Here is an 18,927-nt window from a genome sequence, read left to right as displayed (position 1 = left end):
CAACATCCTCAAGCTTTTAGATAAGGGTAAGCAGCACGTGCGCGCCAGATAAGAGCGCTTGACTCGGCCAGAAGCACCGCGACAACCACTGTCAACGCAGAGCCAACGCCCAGGAAATAGATGGCACTCAGTGCCAGCACCTGAACGAAGCCGGCCAGGAAGACACTGCGATTGGCGACCTTCGCCTGTCCCAGCGCGCCCAGGAAGGGGTAGCCGAGAAGGATTGAGGGGATGGCGGCAAGCAGCGCAAGCAGAAACACCACCAGCACCGGGTAGCTCTCCTGATAGCCCTCTCCAAATATCATCGATATCAGCATCGGCCCGCAGAGGATTCCAAATGCGACACCCAGCACCGCCAAAGAGAGTGCACCGACGAATATCTTCCTGAACAAGGCAATGTCGCGCGACCTGGCCATATACGGGTATATCGCCTGGGTTACTGGCGAGTAGATGGCGATGGCCCCCCTGTAGAACTGCTCAGCCACGGAGAAGATCGCAACCTGGCTTGCGGTGCCGAAGACACCCAGGAAAATGGTCGCGCCCGCGCCATAGCTGACAACCGCAATCCGTGACCAGAAGTACTCCGTGGAGGCACCCGCAATCACTCTTATACGTTTCAGGCCCGGCCAGCAGGGTGCGAGGCCGCGCCCCCGCATGACATACAAGCCGGCGAGGGCTGCAAACAGGTACGCCATCCCATTGAGGACTGCCACCAGAGGAAGATCGTCGGCGCTGCGGCAGAAGAGCAGGACGAGCAGAACGAAGGCCAGGCGAGACGCCACGATGTAGATCGTCACGCTGGCCATCTTCTCAAGTGCCTGGAACAGCCATACCGGCTGCAGTGTCAGGCCCAGGATCGATATCAGCAGGAGTACGATGTAGATACTGCCGCCCGGAACGTGGTCTGCGCTCATCACGTAGCCAATCAACGCCACGCCCACCAAAGCAAAGAGCGCCAGCTTTACCAGCAGCACTGCCCCGGCGATCCGGCGAATGCGCTCCCGATGGCCGCGTGCTCTTGAAATCTGATAGACAGCCGAAATCCCGAAGCCATAGTCGGTGATGATCGCTGCGAACTGAATCAATGCGGCACCGAACGCGAATGCGCCATAGCCGTCTCGTCCCAGTACTCTCGTCAGGTACGGAGCCAGCACAAGGGGCAACAGCGCATTGGCCAACTGGATGGCCAACAGTGCGCCGGCGTTTCCAGACAAACGCTTGAGGGTAGATGCATCCATCAGCGGCAAGCCAGCGTGAGCCCAGTGAGCTGGAGGCGGCCGCGATTCAATGGCGCCTCTCCCACCAATGCCACCTCACGGACAACGCAGAGAACCATCATCAATGCCCATTCGCTGCAGGAGACAAGGGCGCGGATTCTCTACGCATCCCCAACGCAAGCATCAGCCCAAGGCTTACGAAGATGCTGTTCATTGCCGATACTGAAACGGCAGAACTCAGAATTACTCCCAGCACAACCAGGACATCGACTTTGCTGTACCCGCTCACACGAAGCGACCTGCCAATGAAGAAGAGCAGGAAGAGCAGACCAAGCACGCCATGATCAAAGAGCGCTCGAAGCAGGTACGAATGCAGAATCACCGAGTAGCAGCTGCCGTCACCGGAGAAGCTGAACAGCGTTTCATAGTAGGAGAGTGCATTGCAGGCATGGGTCGAGAGAGGCGTCAGCGGCATCGTCCCGAATGCATAGTTCCAGATTGACCAGGAGCTGGTCTCGGATAGGAAAACCATCAGGAACCTGTACCTGTCGATATCTTCGACGCCGCCACCCGCAGACCTTTCGACAAAGACCAGGGCCGCTCCGGCGAGAAGGACAATGAACCCCAATGCATAGAAGAAGGTTTTCAGGCTGAGCCGCGTCATGTAGATGCCGAAGAACATCACGACCAGCGCCAGCACCGAGCTCCGCGATCCGGATATTGCAACCAGCACGGACAGCAATGCGAGCCAGAGCATTCGACGCGGACCGAGTGCGTTGCGAAGCACATAGAAGACCAGGATCAGGAATATCAGTTCGTAATTGTTCTCAACATAGATGCCTGGCCGGCTCCCCATCCGGGCGTTGAAATCCAATGCAAGCGAGTAGCCGTACTTGATCAGGAACAGAACGATCAGGAGCTTCAGCAGGCGTGCAGACGCCGCCGGAGAGAAGACCCCGGACCGGACGAACATGCAGAGCGGAACGATGTAGATGAATGCCTTGTAGGCCTGGATGAAGTCCAGTACGTTCGCTGGGCGCGACACCCGCATGAGAGCGAACGAGACCACCACGTATAGACCTGCCAGCAGGAAGAGCCAGATCATGTTCTTTCGCGGCAGACGAGCCACCACGAGAGCCGTGAGGAAGAACACGATCTCAAGCATGCCGCCCGCGGGCAGCATGTTGTAGGAGAACGGACTCATCAGACCAGCGATTGCAAGTGCAATCAGTGACCAGGACGACATCCTCGAGGCAAGCGCTGACCTGCTCACGCCCGAGCCCGCACTCGAAACCCTCATTGTTCCCCGCACTCCGCTTGAGCTGCGACGGGAATCAATCGCTTCAACTTCATTCTTCTATGCATGCCTATCGTTGTGTTCTGGACAGGCGACCGGCCAGATCCGCCCACATGAAGGGCAGGTACTCCAGGAGGTATCGTCGCCACAGCCGTCGAGGCTCACGGATCAGCCGGTAGGGCGCGCGAAGGTTCAGCCTGTTGACCAGCGCCGGGTAGTACTCGATGCCGGAATCCACAACCTGATCAAGATAGCCGCCGCAGGTAAAGCCCAAGCCCCGCCAGCCAGCTTCCTTCAGACCAACAAGAAAACGATCCTGATATGGCGCCCCCATTCCGCAGACCACGACATCAACCCCGTTGGAGATGATCTCGTCGTAGCACGTTGAAACCTCTGCTGCTGCTGAGAAGAAGCCGGACCTCGTGTACTTCACGTCCATGCCGAATGCATCCTGGATGCGCCCCGACGCCGCAGAGGCAACGCCATCCACACCACCTATGAAGCCAACACGCAGCCCATTGGTTACGCAATGTGCGAAGACCTCCGGCGCCAACGAATTTCCATCAAATGACCGACGCGCTACCGGAAAACCCAGGACGCGCGTTGCGTGCCGTGCGAGCAGCCCCCCATCTGGCTGGATGAGATCAAACTTTCCGAGGACTTCTGCATACCCCGGCGCTTGATTTAGGACATGCACGGTCAAGGGATTCACAAACGTGACCAGCACGCAACCATCGCGATCCGGATTGTGTTGTCGCCAGTCCTTGTTTCTGTGCAGGAGGAGCTCGCGCAACAGACGGAGCGAATCACTACTTTTCATCACGCGCACCACACCAGTATCAGCCTGATCACCCACAGGGCGGGTGCCAGCAGTTGCTCCACAGGGCAATGTACCTCGCACCCCAGCTTGAAGAACCCTATGCGGCAGTCGATTTGTACTCGTAGTAGCCGTAGCTGTAGTAGCCAGTTGCACGGCGCTGGACTGCGTTGAAGATGGCGCCTTTTATGCGCACGTTGTTCTGCTCGAATCGACGCTTGGCCAGCGCCAGTTCCTTTGCCTGATTCAGGCCAAAACGGGCAACCATCAAGCAGGTGCCGGCGTGATGGGCAATGATCGCGGCGTCGGTAACGGCAAGAATCGGGGGCGTATCAACGATGATCAGGTCGTACTGCGGTGCCAGATCCTCGAGAAGCCGCGTGAAATTGGCATGCATAAGCAGCTCGGAGGGGTTCGGCGGAACGTCACCACGAGAGATGAAGCTCAAGTTCTCGAGACCCGGCAGCGTGCGCACGACGTCGGAACAATCCGCCTTGCCGACCAGCAGATCCGACAGGCCCGGCATCTGGGTTGCGCCCAGCGCTTTGTGAAGTGTGCCCTTGCGCATATCAGCGTCAACAATCAGAACCTTCTGGCCGGCCTGAGCGATCACAGCGGCCAGATTCGACGATACAAACGTCTTGCCCGCATTCGGGCTGGCGCCCGAGATCAGCACGATATTGTTCTTGGCCTCCAGCCGTGCGAAGTGCAGGCTTGTACGCAGGCTGCGCACCGCCTCAATGGCCAGGTCAGCCGGATCCTTCACCGCCAGCAGATGCAGCTTTCCATCTGCCCGGAACTTGCCGCGGACGGAATCACCCTGCTGCTGCACACTCACCGGGATCGATGCGTACACGGGAAGACCCAGCTCCTCAATCTGCGATGGATCTTCCACGCCGCGATTGAGCAGCTGCTTCAGCAGCACCAGAGCAATCGAAAGCAATGCACCCAGGACCGTTCCGACAAGCACAACGAGCGTCTTGCGCGGACGAACAGGCGTTGTCGAATCCACCTCGGCCGTATCCACGACGCGAACGTTTCCGACAGTGCCAGCGCGGGCAACGTCAAGCTGTTGCGCCTGATTGAGCATTGCGGTGTACATTTCATTGCTGACCTGCAGATCCCGGGTCAGACGCAACAATTCCTGCTGCGCTTCGGGAAGCTGCTTTACCTGCCCCTGGAAGCCGCTCTTGCGCCCTTCCAGCTCGCCAATCTGGCGCATCAGCGCCTGATAAGCAGGATGATCACGGGTGAACTTGCGATCCATCTCAGCCTGCTGCAATCGTAACTGCTGAATGCTCGTCTCAACCGCGACCTCCTGGTCCAGCAGGCCCTTCGTCTGAAGGGTCAGATCAACCGAGTTGGCACGGGTTTGATAGGCACTCAGCGTCTTCTGCGCAGTATCAACCTGATTGCGGATATTGGGCAGCGCCTCCTTGACGAAGGCCAGCTGCGCGGACGCTTCAGCGGAGTTGCGGTCAACGTTCTGACGCACGTATGCCTCCGCGACCCTCTGTAGAAAATTCTTCGCCAGATCCGCATTGGTATTCTCATAAGTGAGTGCGAGAATACCCGACTCCTTGCCGGACTCGCTCGCACCAATTTCCTTCTGCAGATCACCCACTACGGTAAGCAGCCTCTCGCGGACCACCTCGAACCTCATGCCCGGGTTGGCCCGCAGCTTCGCCACCTGCAGGGTTACTCCCCGCCCACTGGCCGGCTTTCCAACGACGCCGGACACTAGCAGGTCACCGTGCCCATCCAGCAACTGGTAGGTACCGTGTTCACCGGCAACAAGAGTCAGCTCCCTGGACAGGAGATGGCGCGGGACGTCGAGCTGGAATATCTCAAGCGCCTCTCCGCCCCAACCAAAACGCGACATACCCAGCAGCGGGGCTGCCAACACGTCGGGATCGACAGCTTCTGCGCGGCGCGCCATGTACCCACCCAGGACCGGGAAGCGTTCTGGCACGACCTGGATATGCATCCTCAGCTGCTCGACAGCGTGCCCTACGACCGCGCGGGATTTGATCAGGGCGATCTCCGTGCTTGCCTCGACGGCACCGGTGCTCATGCCAAGTGATTGGCTGATATCGGCAAGCCCAGGCAGGCTTGGCGTCTTGGGCTCCACCTGAATGATCGCATCTGCACGATAGACGGGGGTAACCAGCAGCGCGTATGCAACCGAGACCACGAAGAACAGGCCGGTAATGCCGACGATCCACCACTTGTAGTCGATCAAGGTTCCAAGCAGCTGGCGCAGATCGATCTCGTCGCTGTCTTCCGGCGCGGAGGTACGGGCTTCAGTGGTCATGGATTGGGAATCTTCAATGCGGGAAAAGAGTTGCAGAACAGGAATTCGCAGCGGACTTCAGAAGTGCCGCGCCCAACTGTCCACGCCCTCAGCCATCAGCTTGTAGACATGCTCGAACGCGGGACGCTGCTGGCGATACGGATCGGGAATCTCCCGATCCTGCTGCCACTTGCCCAGCAGGAAGGTCTTGCCGGACGCCTGCGGCGCGATCTCGGCGATGCGCCGCACGTGCTTGCGCTCCATGGTCAGCACGAGGTCAGCGGCTCCCAGGATGGCGTCATCAATCTGGCGCGCGCGGTGGGCCAACCCATCCATGCCCTGCTCCACCAGCAACTCCTGTGCGGTAGCATCGATGCCGTGCCCCACCAGCGCGCCCAGGCCCGCCGAAGACACCTGGATGCCCTTGCCTGCCACGGCCTGCCTGAGCATGACTTCAGCCGAAGGGCTGCGGCAGATATTGCCGACACATACAAAAAGAACGTTCTTGAACACTGACCTGGATCCTATGGCATTCCTTGCGGCGCGCCCGACCAGAGCAACAAGGGCCGGCGGCAGCCGCACAGGATACCTTACAAGCGCATTACAAGCGATGAAATCGCCAACAGATTCATGGAATTACGTCGCAGTTCCGGACACCAACCACCTCAATACGCCGACTTCTGGCCTAGAACCTTCAGCACGGTCAGCGCAATGATCCGCACGTCCAGCGTCGGGCTCCAGCGCCGGATGTAATCGATGTCGTACTGCACGCGCTTCTTCATCGAGCGCAGCTCCGGCGTCTCGCCGCGCAGGCCGTGCACCTGCGCCCAGCCGGTGATCCCGGGCTTGACGTAGTGACGATGCATGTAACGCTCGATCACGCGCTCGTAGTAGTTGTTGTGCTGTATCGCGTGTGGGCGCGGCCCGACCACCGACATGTTCCCGCCCAGCACATTGAAGAACTGCGGTAGTTCATCCAGGCTGCTGCGGCGCAGGAAGGCGCCAAACCGGGTGACGCGCGGATCACCCCGCGTTGCCTGGGTGATCTGCCCCGCCCCCTCCGCGTGCACGCGCATGGAGCGGAACTTGAGCATCCAGAACTCTTTGCCGCCCAGCCCATGGCGCTTCTGACGGAACAACACCGGCCCCGGCGAGCTGAGCTTCACGCCAATGGCGAGCACGACAAACAACGGCGCCAGCAAGACCACCGCTGTGCCGGCAACGATGATGTCCTCGACCCGCTTGAACAGCCGGAAACGATGATCCGTCAGGCCTTGGCGGACGCCGATCATCGGCACATCCCCCACCTGATGCACGCCGGGATTGAGCGCCCCCAGGCCCGTGGTATCGGGAATCAGACGCACAGGCACCGGAAAACGCTCGATCTGCTTGAGCATGTCCTTGATGGCGCCAGCATGCCCTATTGGCAGCGACACCCACACCTGATCGAATTCGCCGCGATACTGATCCATGTACTGCGGAACGTCTTCCAGCCCCCCCAGTCGGCACGGGGCGTCCCCCCCACGGCGCGTCGCGATATCGCCCGCGCAGGCAAAGTAGCCAATGACGTTCTTGCCGAGTTCCGGCTTCCCGCGCAGCAGGCGATGCAGCCGCAATGCCGGGGCCCGCAGCCCCACCAGCAGGATCCGCTCATGATCCATGCCGCGCGAACGCAGCCGGTGCAGCTGCACCCTCAGGAGCACACGCAGCGCCGCCATCGACCCCAGGCCAAAGGCATACCAGCCAATCAGCCAGGTCGACGGCACCGCATCGGCAAGCCCGACCACGACGGCGTAGAGCGAGAACAACGCGAAGGTGGCGGACCAAGCCAGCAGCAGCAACCAGAGGTCGGCCAGCAACCCGCGCATCCGCCAGTTCCGATACAAGGGCGCAACGGAGAAGCACACTATGGCGCTGAGAATCACCGCCCCAAAGACGATTCGCTGCGAGGAGTCCGGCGCAGCTGCACCGTACAACAGGGCATGGGAAAGCACTGCCATGCCCGGCAGCAGCAACACATCGCCCAGCCGCAAGCCCAACTCGAGGGCAGCCCGCGCTTCTACGCGACGGCGGCCCGCTGGGGCCCGCACTGCGGGGAGGTCTTCTACTGATCCATGTAGCAAAGCACTTCTCCATTCACGACTCGACCGAACGCTGAATTGTTCGCTTTCACGTGCATGGACTCCCCACGCAGCACGAAATTGTCAGAGGTTTGTCAATCAGGCGTAACTGAATTGTGAATGATGTCTGCAGCAAAAGATAGGAACCTCGGTCGGCAGAATCCCCGCCCTAGTCGTAGAATTCGACCCAAGCAATTGAAAATATTAATAATTTTAAATGCGCCTGGCTGTGTCTAATTGCGTCATTTTGCGTCACAAGCAGCATCCGTCCGCCGCTAGGATCGGCCCCGGATTCATCACCACTGGTAGACTCGCAACCGGTTCTGCAACAAGGACGATGCGTGTCGGACATCCTCATCTGCGGCGGCGCCGGCTACATCGGCAGCCACATGGCCCAGTACCTGGCCGAAGCCGGCCATTCCGTAACCGTGCTCGACAACCTATCCACCGGTCACCGCGACGCGGTCCGCTGGGGTGAACTGCTGGAAGCCGATCTACTGGCCCCCGAAACACTCGAGCGCGCACTCCAAGGCCGTCATTTCGACGCTGTGATGCACTTCGCCGCACGTTCTCTGGTGGGCGAATCGGTTTGCGCTCCTTATACCTACTACGCGAACAACGTCACCGGCACGTTGAACCTGCTGGAGGCCATGCGCCGCCACGACATCGATCGCATCGTGTTCTCTTCAACCGCTGCGGTATTCGGCAATCCAGAGTCGGATATGATCGACGAGGACCACCCCAAGGCGCCCATCAACCCCTATGGCGCCAGCAAGCTGATGGCAGAGCGGATCCTCGCTGACGCAGCCACAGCCTACGGCCTGCGCTCGACCTGTCTGCGCTACTTCAATGCCGCTGGCGCCCTGCCCGACCACGGCATTGGCGAGGCCCATGCCTGCGAGACCCACCTGATCCCCAATGTCCTGCGTGCCGCATTGGGCATCGGCAACGCCATGAAGGTGTTCGGCGATGACTACGCCACGCCCGATGGCACCTGCGTACGCGACTATGTACACGTGCAGGATCTGGCCCAGGCCCACGCGCTCGCTCTTGAGTACATGGACCACACGCCCGGCGCGCATGCATTCAATCTCGGCAATGGTCAGGGCTTCTCTGTCCGCGAAGTCATCGCCGCTGCCGCAGAGGTGAGCGGGCGCAGCATTCCATTTGAGTTGGCAGAACGCCGGCCGGGCGATCCAGCCAGCCTCGTCGCCTCCTCCACCCGCGCTCGCCAATTGCTGGGGTGGCACCCCAGATGGACCGAGCTGGCACCGATCATCGAGAGCGCGTGGCAGTGGCATCGAAACCCGCCCGCATGGTCGCCACAGCCGGCCATTCCTGACACCGCGCGCAGCGTGGACGAAGCGCTGCCAGCCTGAACAGGCACCCCGCATAGGGATGGCCTATCGGTGCGGTTCCACCCCGCACCGCACCAAAGCTCCACCACCACCCTCTGCTACCATCGGCGGTTCTGTTCATCGCGTCCCCCACCTGCCCGCGATGGCGCCAAACAACGTAACGAAACACAGGAGTCTGCATGTCTTTCGAGCTGCTCAAGTCCCTTGGCCTGGACGCGATCAACGCTGGCACGTACCTGGGCAACGGGGAGTGGTCGAGCGCGACCAGCGGTGAGCTGATCACCCCGGTCAACCCGGCCACCGGCGAGCCGATCGCGCAGGTCCGCGCGACCACCGAGGCCGAGTACGAGACCGTCGTCGCCCGCGCCCAGGAAGCCTTCAAGGTCTGGCGTACCACGCCGGCCCCGCGCCGCGGTGAAGCCGTGCGCCTGTGCGGCGAAGCGCTGCGCAAGCACAAGGATGCGCTGGGTTCGCTGGTCGCCCTGGAAATGGGCAAGAGCAAGCCGGAAGGCGATGGCGAAGTGCAGGAGATGATCGACATCGCCGATTTCGCCGTGGGCCAGAGCCGCATGCTGTACGGCTACACCATGCATTCCGAGCGCCCCGGCCACCGCATGTACGAGCAGTACCACCCTCTGGGCCTGGTCGGCATCATCTCGGCCTTCAATTTCCCGGTCGCGGTGTGGAGCTGGAACTCGTTCCTGGCCGCCATCTGTGGCGACGTGTGCATCTGGAAGCCGTCCAACAAGACGCCGCTGACCGCCATCGCCTCGCTGAAGATCTGCAACGACGCCCTGCGCGAAGCCGGCTTCCCGGACATCTTCTTCCTGATCAACGATGCCGGCACCGCGCTGTCGGAAAAGATGGTCGATGACCGCCGCGTGCCGCTGATCAGCTTCACCGGCTCGACCCAGGTCGGCCGCACCGTCAACGAGAAGGTCGCGCGCCGCCTCGGCCGCTGCCTGCTGGAACTGGGCGGCAACAACGCCATCATCCTGGACGAAACCGCCGACCTGAAGCTGGCCGTGCCGGGCATCGTCTTCGGCGCCGTCGGCACCGCTGGCCAGCGCTGCACCACCACCCGCCGCCTGATCGTGCACCGCTCGATCTACGCCGACGTGCTGGCCACCCTGGTCAAGGCCTACAAGCAGGTCGAGGGCAAGATCGGCGACCCGACCGATCCCGCCAACCTGATGGGCCCGCTGAACAGCGACGCCGCCGTGCAGCAGTTCCTCGATGCCATCGCCCAGGCCAAGGCCGCTGGCGGCACCATCGAAACCGGCGGCACCCGCATCGACCGCGCCGGCAACTTCGTACTGCCGGCGATCGTCTCGGGCCTGAAGAACAGCGATGCCGTGGTCCAGCACGAGACCTTTGCGCCGATCCTGTACGTGATGCCGTACGACAGCCTCGACGAAGCCATCGACATGCAGAACGGCGTGCCGCAGGGCCTGTCCTCGTCGATCTTCACCCAGAATCTGAAGACCGCCGAGAAGTTCCTGTCGGCCGCCGGCAGCGACTGCGGCATCGCCAACATCAACATCGGCACGTCCGGTGCGGAGATCGGCGGCGCCTTCGGTGGCGAGAAGGACACCGGCGGTGGCCGCGAGTCGGGTTCGGATGCGTGGAAGGTCTATATGCGCCGCCAGACCAACACCATCAACTATTCGGATTCGCTGCCGCTGGCCCAGGGCATCAAGTTCGACCTGTAACGCTATCTGTAGTGCCGAGCCATGCTCGGCAGGACGGGCCATGAACACCGCAGCAAATGCAGCCGAGCATGGCTCGGCTCTACAGGGTGGCAGGCCGGTGATTGATTTCACCGGCCGCCGCGTGCTCATCGCCGGCGGCAGCAAGGGCATCGGCCGTGAAATGGCGCTGGCGTTTGCTGGCGCCGGTGCGCAGGTCTCGGCCTGCGCGCGAGGCCAGGCCGGCCTGGATGCCCTGCGTACCGACGCGCAAGCCCAGGGCACTCCGCTGCATACCGTCTCCGCCGATCTGGCCGACGTCGGCCAGATCCAGGCTTGGCTGCAGGCCGCTGCCGATGCACTTGGCGGCATCGATGTGCTGGTCAACAACGCCACTGGCTACGGCATGGCCGATGACGAGGATGGCTGGGCCGCCAGCCTGCAGATCGACCTGATGGCGGCGGTACGGGCCTCGCGCCTGGCACTGCCGTGGCTGCGGGCATCCCGCGATGCCTGCATCCTCAACCTGTCCTCGATCGCCGCACAGCAGCCACGCCCAGGTGGCGCACCCTACGCTGCCGCCAAGGCCGCGCTGTCGCACTACACCACCTCGCAGGCACTGGCGCTGGCCAAGGACCGGATCCGGGTCAACGCCATCGCACCCGGCTCCATCGAATTCGACGACGGCCTGTGGGACCGCCGCCGCACCGAAGACCCCGCGCTCTACCACGGCACCCTGGCGAAGATCCCGTTCGGCCGCTTCGGCCACCCGCGCGAGATTGCCGACGCCGCCCTGTTCCTGTGCTCGCCGATGGCACGCTGGATCACCGGCCATGTGCTCAATGTGGACGGTGGCCAAGTATTGATGGGCTGACCCTGTAGAGCCGAGCCCACGCTCGGCTAGCGCGCGAGGCGCGGTCGACACCGCATTGTCCAGGGTCCAGCCGAGCATGGGCTTGGCTCTACCGGGCACTGCCCATGGGATTGCCCGGGCAGAGGCACTATCATGTGCACACTGCCAAGGAGGACCCCGATGAGCGTGGCACCCCGACAGACAAGCGCCCTGGCCGTGGTCAGCCTGGTCATGGGCATCGCCAGCTGGACCGTCCTGCCCTTCGTGGCCAGCATCGTGGCCATCGTCACCGGCCACATGGCCCGCGCCGAGATCCGCCGTCGCCCGCAGGAACTGGAAGGCGATGGCCTTGCCGTCACCGGCCTGGTGCTGGGCTGGGTGATGGTCGGTGCCGTGATCGCCGCCATCCTGGTCTTCATCCTGTTCTTCGGCGGCCTGGCCTGGCTCGCCGCGATGTCGAACTGATCGCCATGACCGCCTCCGACAGCACTGAACGCTTCAGCAGCCGCGTCGCCGATTACGTCCGCTACCGGCCCGATTACCCGCACGCTCTGTTGGAGTGGCTGCATGGCCCGATGGGCGTCAGCCACGAGGCCGTGGTCGCCGACATCGGCGCCGGCACCGGCATCTCCAGCCGCCTGTTCCTGGCCAGCGGCCATCCGGTGGTTGCCGTTGAACCGAATGCGGCCATGCGCGGCGCCGCCGAGGAATGGCTCGCGCCGCAGTATCCACGTTTCAGCGCAGTCGATGGCCGCGCCGAGGCCACCGGGCTGGACGATGCCAGCGTTGACCTGGTCAGCGTGGCGCAGGCGTTCCACTGGTTCGATACCGTGGCGGTGCGCGCCGAGTGGCGGCGCATCCTGCGCCCGGGCGGCATGGCACTGATCTACTGGAACTCGCGCCTGCTCGACGCCAGCCCGTTCCTGGTCGGCTACGAGCAGCTGCTGCTGGACTACGGCACCGACTACACCGCCGTGGCCGAGCGCTACCAGGACGACGCCACCATGCAGGCCTGGTTCGGCTCCGGCCTGCGCGGCAGGGTGGAGCTGCCGAATGTGCAGCATCTGGATTTCGACGCCCTGCGCGGGCGCCTGCTGTCCTCCTCCTATGCCCCGCAACCCGGTCACCCGCGCCATGCGCCGATGATCGCCGCCCTGCAGGACCTGTTCGCCGCCCACGCGGTCGACGGCCAGGTCGCCTTTGAATATCGAACCCGAGCCTTCCTCGGCACGCTGGACTGAACCGACGCATGTATTCGCTTGCCCGCCCCTTCCTGTTCTCGCTCGACGCCGAGCGCGCCCACGGCCTCGGCCTGTCCGCACTGGACCTGGCCTACCGCACCGGCACCACGCCGCTGCTGGCCGCCCGCATCGCGCCGATGCCGAGCACCGTGTTCGGGCTGACGTTCCCCAATCCGGTCGGCCTGGCTGCCGGCCTGGACAAGAACGGCGAGCACATCGATGCCCTGTTCGCGCTGGGCTTCGGCTTCGTCGAGATCGGCACCATCACCCCGCGCCCGCAGGCCGGCAATCCGCAGCCGCGCCTGTTCCGGCTGCCGGAACACAACGCGATCATCAACCGCATGGGCTTCAACAACGCGGGTGTGGATGCGCTGGTGCGCAATGTCGAACGCGCGCGCAACCGTCGCGGCCTGCTCGGCATCAACATCGGCAAGAACAAGGACACCCCCAACGAACAGGCCGTGGACGATTACATCGCCTGCCTGGACAAGGTGTATCCGCTGGCCGACTACATCACCGTCAACATCTCCTCGCCCAATACCGCCGGCCTGCGTGAGCTGCAGGAAGAGACCGCACTGCGCCATCTGGTCAGCCAGCTGCGTGACCGCCAGGAAACCCTGGCGGCGCAGCACGGTCGCCGTGTGCCGATGCTGGTGAAGGTGGCGCCGGACCTGAGCGAGCGCGACATCGATGCCGCCGCACGCGTGCTGGGCGAACTGCAGGTGGACGGCGTGATCGCCACCAACACCACCATCGACCACAGCAAGGTGGCCGGCGATCCGCTGGCCAACGAGGCTGGCGGCCTGTCCGGTGCGCCGGTGCTGGAGCAGTCGACGCTGGTGCTGCGCCGACTGCGCGCGCGCCTGCCCGAATCGGTGCCGCTGGTCGGCGTCGGCGGCATCCTCTCCGGTGCAGACGCCGTGGCCAAGATGGCCGCAGGTGCAGCACTGGTGCAGTGCTACAGCGGCCTGATCTTCCGTGGCCCTGCCCTGGTCTCCGAATGCGTGGAGGCGATCCGTCGCCGTCGCGAAGCGCCGAGCCGCGGCGCGGTGGCCCCGCTGTGAGCGCGCCCATGGATACCACCGACAACGCCGCGCCGCTGCGCTGGTCGCTCACCCGCAATGCACCGCTGCAGGCACTGAACACCTTCCACGTGCAGGCCAGTGCAGCCCAGCTGCTGGAACTGCACGACGCGGCCCTGCTGCCGGAAGTGCTGGCGTTGCCGGAAGTGGCCAACGGCCCACTGCTGGTGCTGGGCAGCGGCAGCAACGTACTGATCGCCGAGGACCTGCCCGGCACCTTGCTGGTGTTCGGCAACCGTGACATCAGCTTCCTTGAACACCGCGCCGACCATGCGGTGATCCGTGCCGGTGCTGGCGTGTCCTGGCATGGCTTGGTGATGTGGTCGCTGCAGGAAGGCCTGTCCGGCCTGGAGAACCTGGCGCTGATTCCCGGTACGGCCGGTGCCGCGCCGATCCAGAACATCGGTGCGTATGGCGCGCAGGTCGGCGAGTTCATCCAGGCTGTTGAAGCTTGGGACTGCCAGGAACAGGCCTGGGTACGGCTGGACAATGAACAGTGTGGCTTTGCCTACCGCGACAGCGTGTTCAAGCAGCAACCCGATCGCTACCTGATCACCGCCATCGAACTGAAGCTGCCACTGCTGCACGATCTGCGCATGGACTACGCCGGCATCCGCGAGGAACTGCAGGCACAGGGCGTGGAGCTGCCGAGCGCAGTCGACGTGGCCAATGCCGTGATCGCGATCCGCCGCCGCAAGCTGCCCGACCCGGATGTACTGGGCAACGCCGGCAGCTTCTTCAAGAACCCGGTGCTGCCGCTGGAACAGGTCGACGTGCTGCTGCAGCACTTCCCCGACCTGCCGGTGTTCCCGGCCGAGCAGGATGACAAGCGCAAGGTCTCGGCGGCGTGGATGATCGAATCCTGTGGCTGGAAGGGCTTCCGCGAAGGCGATGCCGGCGTGGCCGCCAGCCACGCGCTGGTGCTGGTCAACCATGGCAATGCCAGCGGTGCGGAGTTGTTGGCACTGGCACGCCGCATCTCGGCCTCGGTGCTGGAGAAGTTTGGCGTACCGATCGAACCGGAGCCCCGCCTGCTCGGCGCCCAGTGGTGAACACCCCTGCCCTTTCCACAGGCGCCACCCCGATGCGGGCGGCGCTGCTGATGCTCGGCAGCACGATGGCCTTCGGCCTGATGGCGGTGGCGATCCGCTATGCCACGCGCTACGTTCCGACCCAGGAAGTGGCGTTCTTCCGCAACGCCTTTGGCCTGCTGGCCCTGCTGCCGATGCTGTTGCGCCCGGGCCACGCGCCGCTCAAGACCCAGCAGGCGCCACGCTATTTCGTGCGCAGTGCGATTGGCCTGGGCTCGATGCTGTGCGCGTTCTGGGCGCTGGGCCACCTGCCTTTGGCGCAGGCGGTTTCGCTGTCCTATTCCACGCCGCTGTTCGTCACGATTGCCGCCGTGCTGTGGCTGGGCGAGACCGTGCGCGTGCGGCGCTGGGCCGCAGTGGTGGTCGGCTTCATCGGCGTGCTGGTGATCGTGCGACCCGGTACCGCCGGCTTCACCGCGGGCAGCCTGGTGGCGGTGGCGGCCGCCGTGCTCAGTTCACTGGTGGCGATCCAGATCAAGCAGCTGACCCGCGTCGACAGCGCCGACACCGTGGTGCTGTACACCTACGTGTTCTGGGTGCCGCTGTCGCTGGTGCCAGCGCTGTTCGTCTGGGTCTGGCCGACCGGCATCGCCTGGCTGTGGCTGCTGGCCACGGGTGTGCTCGGTACTGTAGGCCAGCTGCTGTGGACGCGGGCGCTGCGCCTCGGCGAAGTCTCGGCGCTAACCCCGATCAGCTTCCTGCAGCTGCCGCTGGTAACGCTGCTCGGCTGGCTGCTGTTCAACGAAAGCGTGGATCGCTGGACGCTCATCGGCGCCGGCATCATCCTCGCCGCGAACGCCTACATCGCCCACCGCGAAGCCGTACTGTCGCGGCGTGCCGCCAGCGCCGCAGCCTCGGCAGCGGTCAAGCCCGCAGAATGAAAACCACCTGCATGGACAACCCATGGGTCGTGCACGGACAGGCTGCGGGTAGAGTCGACTGTTAGTCGACTATCGCGCGCAGTGCGGGCATTGCCTGGTCCAATCGAAAAGCAGTCGACTAACAGTCGACTCTACCCCGGGCGATCCTGGCAACCCGGGCGATCCTGGCAACGGCCCGGGAACTAACCCAGCGCGCGATACACCCGCTCCGCCGCATCGAACACATTGCCCGGTGCGAACTGCTCGCCCAGGTAGTGCAGCGACTGCCTGCGCAGTTGCGGCGAACGCTCCTCACCGTCGCTGCCCAGCAGCACCTGCTGGAACTCGATCAGGTCCTGCAGAATGCGACAGTGCCGGTACCACGCGATCCAGCGCGGGTCGCCGCGGTCGCTGCCATAGCCCTCCTCGAAGCCCAGCGGATTCTCACGTCCCCAGCGCCCGCCAACCGCGGCACCGATGAACATCAGGTCGCGCTCACGCGGGGCCAGCGACAGGCCATCCCAATCGATCAGGTGCAGGCCGCCGTCATTGCCCATCAGCAGATTGCCGGCATGCAGGTCGGTATGGCACAGGTGCAGGTCAACCGGAACCTCCTGCAATGCCGCGTGCAGCTGCAGTGCCTGCGCGTGCAGCGCCGTGATACGCGCATGCTGCCGGTCCCATACGGAAACGAATGCACGGCCCAGCCCATCCTTTGCAGCCGCAAGGCCCTCGCCAGCCAGCCACTGCCCAACGGTCTCAAGTGCAGCAGTTTCCAGCCGCGCGGTCGGTAGCGCTCGCTGCAGTTCGGTCGGCAGCTGCGCCGCGTGCAGGCGCCGCAGCACCTCGCCCAGGCGTCGCCACTGCCTATGGCTCAACGCCGCCTCGAACCCGGACTGGCCTTCGATGTAAGGAAACAGCGTGAACTGCAGTCCCCAACGCTGCACCGAGGCGCCGCCGGTCAGTGCCGGCCAAGGTGCAACGATTTCTTCGATGTCCAGCGTACCGCGCAGCCAGTGCAGGCTGTCCCATACCGCCGGAGCAACCTGGTACGTGCGGCATTTCAGCCACCACTGCCCGTGGCGCGCGTCGACGCGATACACGCTGGCATTGGCGTCGGCGCCCACCGGGCGCGGCACCACAGCGGTGGCGGTAATGCCATAGGATTGTTGCAGGACTTCGCCGAGATGCTGCGCCGAAGCGAATGACATGGATGCAAGCGGAAAGTGTTACCTGCCGCCACTATCGCAGATGCAATCGCCACGACACAGACATGTCCGTCACAACATCGCCTCGGCACGAGCAGAGAACTAGCCTGCGATGCGCCGCATCACCGCCTCCAGCGGGCCGCGCGCGAACTGCCACGACCACAGCCATGCCGCACCCGTCGCCAGCATCAGGAACAGCAGTGCCCACAGCAGCACCGACGCCAGCGATGCACTGCCATCGAGCAGGCCCAGGCTTTCCAGCGTGCCCATGCCCAGCAGGATGTGGCCGACGTACAGGGTCAGGGTCATGCGCCCGGCCGCGGTGAACGGCTCCAGCCAGTCGCCCGGATGTACCCGTGTCAGCCACAGGCAGGCCGCGATGACACTGCAGGCCGCGCCCGCTCCGGTCAGCACGTAGGCGGGGCCTGGCGGCATCGGTTGCGTGCCCAGCCATGCCTGCCATGGCGTTCCCTGCGCAAGATGCTGCACGCCCTGGCCGGCACCGATCAACAGCACGCCCAGCACCAGCAGTGCACGCTGCACCCGCGGTTGTGACAGCTGCAGGCGTGCCAGCAGCATCCCCAGCAGGAAGAAGCACAGCCACGGCAGCAGCGGATGGAAACCGTTGAACAGCAGGTTGCGGGCCGCGCCCGGCCATTGCCACAGGCCGGCATACTCCAGCGTCTGCCAGTTCCATCTCTGGCTGTAGTCCCAGTGCAGCAACGCCCAGAACGAACAGGCCGCCAGGCCCACGATGCTGGCCAGCAACACCCGCGGCGACGCACGCAGCCACACCACGGCCAACGCGAAATACACCGCGTAGTAGTGCAGGATATCGGCCGGGAACAGAGTCAGGTTGAGCAGGCCTAGGATCATCAGAAACAGTGCGCGCCGCCAGGTCTGCACACTGGCTGGCCACCAACCCTGCCGCTGCGTGGCCAGCACCAGGCCAAGACCGGCCAGGGTGACGAATGTCGCCGAGGCTTTGCCTTCCAGCAGATGGAAGAACCCTGCCAACCAGCCCTCACCCTCTGCCGGCACGGCCATCGCCAGGCGGAAGTTGACCAGCACCATGCCGGCCAGCGCCAGATAGCGCGCCAGGTCCAGCCCGTGCAACCGCCGATCAACAGCGCTCATGCGCGTGCCCCGAGCAGCAGCGCGAGCAGGCCAAGATCCAGCGATGCCTCATCGGTGCCACCGGCTTCGCCCAGCCCCCGACGCAGCGCGTCGCTTTCGATGGCATCCAGCAGCACCTGCGCCTGCAGTGGCGCTGCAAGCACGGGGCGCCGACGTTCGCGCTGTGCCACCTGCTGCAGGGCTTCGGCCAGCGTCGCCTGCAATTGCCTGCGATTGGCCGCAAATGCCTCGGCCACGGCCGGATTGCGTGCGCTCTCGGCCAGCACTTCGACGGCAAGCGTCGCCCATTCCGGCTGGCGGCACAGTGCGTGGAAGTCCTGAAGGAAAACCAGTACCTGTGCACGCTCGCCATCGGACGCGGCCAGTCGCTGCAGCAACGGTGCCAGTTCTTCGCTCTCGGCCACCGCCACTGCAAGGATGATCGCTTCCTTGCCCGGGAAGTGGTTGTAGAGATTGCCCAGGCTGACACCGGCCGCCTGCGCGATGTCACGCATGCTGGTCTGGTGGAATCCCTTGACGAGGAAGCACTGCAGGGCGGCCTGCAGGATCTGCGCGATGCGTCGCTCGTTGCGGTCGGTTCGGCTCATGGCGTAAATAGTGAACGAACGTTCGTGCATTTTGAAGGACGCATCCACACACCGGCAGGCAAGCGTTCAGCCCGTCTG

At 63.9% G+C, this 18,927-nt stretch carries 17 protein-coding genes; 8 read left to right on the top strand and 9 right to left on the bottom strand.

Annotation, left to right across the window (positions count from 1 at the left end):
* Positions 1-8: 8 nt before the first annotated feature.
* The 6 genes from QP512_RS08960 to QP512_RS08935 form a co-directional block, all read right to left on the bottom strand.
* Positions 9-1,238, bottom strand: coding sequence for an oligosaccharide flippase family protein (locus QP512_RS08960; protein ID WP_286071775.1), 1,230 nt, complete (start codon positions 1,236-1,238; stop codon positions 9-11).
* Positions 1,239-1,338: 100 nt separating this feature from the next.
* Positions 1,339-2,421, bottom strand: coding sequence for a hypothetical protein (locus QP512_RS08955; protein ID WP_286071774.1), 1,083 nt, complete (start codon positions 2,419-2,421; stop codon positions 1,339-1,341).
* Between the two features lie 163 nt (positions 2,422-2,584).
* A complete protein-coding gene (locus QP512_RS08950; RefSeq protein WP_286071773.1) occupies positions 2,585-3,334 on the bottom strand; it encodes a WecB/TagA/CpsF family glycosyltransferase in 750 nt (249 codons plus the stop codon).
* Between the two features lie 97 nt (positions 3,335-3,431).
* Positions 3,432-5,645: a polysaccharide biosynthesis tyrosine autokinase gene (locus tag QP512_RS08945; protein WP_286071772.1), complete on the bottom strand. Its 2,214-nt coding sequence runs from the start codon at positions 5,643-5,645 to the stop codon at positions 3,432-3,434.
* Between the two features lie 57 nt (positions 5,646-5,702).
* Positions 5,703-6,137 carry a low molecular weight protein-tyrosine-phosphatase gene (locus QP512_RS08940; protein WP_286071771.1) on the bottom strand — a complete coding sequence of 145 codons (435 nt, stop codon included), beginning with the start codon at positions 6,135-6,137 and terminating at the stop codon, positions 5,703-5,705.
* 152 nt (positions 6,138-6,289) lie between these two features.
* Positions 6,290-7,714: an undecaprenyl-phosphate glucose phosphotransferase gene (locus QP512_RS08935; RefSeq protein WP_345783113.1), complete on the bottom strand. Its 1,425-nt coding sequence runs from the start codon at positions 7,712-7,714 to the stop codon at positions 6,290-6,292.
* A gap of 371 nt (positions 7,715-8,085) precedes the next feature.
* On the opposite strand from QP512_RS08935, the gene galE reads away from it, so the two are divergent.
* The 8 genes from galE (at position 8,086) to QP512_RS08895 (ending at position 15,938) form a co-directional block, all read left to right on the top strand.
* The gene (gene galE / locus QP512_RS08930; protein WP_345783112.1) at positions 8,086-9,123 is read left to right on the top strand and encodes a UDP-glucose 4-epimerase GalE; all 1,038 of its coding nucleotides are present in this window, start codon (positions 8,086-8,088) and stop codon (positions 9,121-9,123) included.
* Between the two features lie 158 nt (positions 9,124-9,281).
* Positions 9,282-10,814, top strand: coding sequence for an aldehyde dehydrogenase family protein (locus QP512_RS08925; RefSeq protein ID WP_286071769.1), 1,533 nt, complete (start codon positions 9,282-9,284; stop codon positions 10,812-10,814).
* Between the two features lie 40 nt (positions 10,815-10,854).
* Positions 10,855-11,664: an SDR family oxidoreductase gene (locus QP512_RS08920; protein WP_286071768.1), complete on the top strand. Its 810-nt coding sequence runs from the start codon at positions 10,855-10,857 to the stop codon at positions 11,662-11,664.
* 159 nt (positions 11,665-11,823) lie between these two features.
* A complete protein-coding gene (locus QP512_RS08915) occupies positions 11,824-12,108 on the top strand; it encodes a DUF4190 domain-containing protein (RefSeq protein ID WP_164136699.1) in 285 nt (94 codons plus the stop codon).
* A gap of 5 nt (positions 12,109-12,113) precedes the next feature.
* Entirely contained in the window at positions 12,114-12,884 is a 771-nt protein-coding gene (locus QP512_RS08910; RefSeq protein WP_286071767.1) for a class I SAM-dependent methyltransferase, read from the top strand.
* 8 nt (positions 12,885-12,892) lie between these two features.
* Positions 12,893-13,948, top strand: a complete 1,056-nt coding sequence (locus QP512_RS08905; RefSeq protein ID WP_286071766.1) for a quinone-dependent dihydroorotate dehydrogenase — start codon at positions 12,893-12,895, stop codon at positions 13,946-13,948.
* Positions 13,949-13,956: 8 nt separating this feature from the next.
* Positions 13,957-15,018 carry a UDP-N-acetylmuramate dehydrogenase gene (gene murB / locus QP512_RS08900; RefSeq protein ID WP_286071765.1) on the top strand — a complete coding sequence of 354 codons (1,062 nt, stop codon included), beginning with the start codon at positions 13,957-13,959 and terminating at the stop codon, positions 15,016-15,018.
* A 32-nt stretch (positions 15,019-15,050) separates the two neighbouring features.
* A complete protein-coding gene (locus QP512_RS08895; protein WP_286072015.1) occupies positions 15,051-15,938 on the top strand; it encodes a DMT family transporter in 888 nt (295 codons plus the stop codon).
* A gap of 182 nt (positions 15,939-16,120) precedes the next feature.
* On the opposite strand, the gene QP512_RS08890 is transcribed toward QP512_RS08895, so the two are convergent.
* From QP512_RS08890 to QP512_RS08880, 3 genes are all read right to left on the bottom strand, one after another.
* Positions 16,121-17,128, bottom strand: coding sequence for an aminoglycoside phosphotransferase family protein (locus QP512_RS08890; protein ID WP_286071764.1), 1,008 nt, complete (start codon positions 17,126-17,128; stop codon positions 16,121-16,123).
* A gap of 99 nt (positions 17,129-17,227) precedes the next feature.
* Entirely contained in the window at positions 17,228-18,262 is a 1,035-nt protein-coding gene (locus QP512_RS08885) for a heparan-alpha-glucosaminide N-acetyltransferase domain-containing protein (RefSeq protein ID WP_286071763.1), read from the bottom strand.
* Positions 18,259-18,849 carry a TetR/AcrR family transcriptional regulator gene (locus QP512_RS08880; protein ID WP_286071762.1) on the bottom strand — a complete coding sequence of 197 codons (591 nt, stop codon included), beginning with the start codon at positions 18,847-18,849 and terminating at the stop codon, positions 18,259-18,261. The genes QP512_RS08885 and QP512_RS08880 overlap by 4 nt, the downstream gene beginning before the upstream one ends.
* Positions 18,850-18,927 lie beyond the last annotated feature (78 nt).

Source organism: Stenotrophomonas sp. 57 (assembly GCF_030291075.1).
In the GTDB taxonomy this organism is placed as follows: domain Bacteria; phylum Pseudomonadota; class Gammaproteobacteria; order Xanthomonadales; family Xanthomonadaceae; genus Stenotrophomonas.
This window is presented reverse-complemented; position numbering and strand designations above follow the sequence as displayed.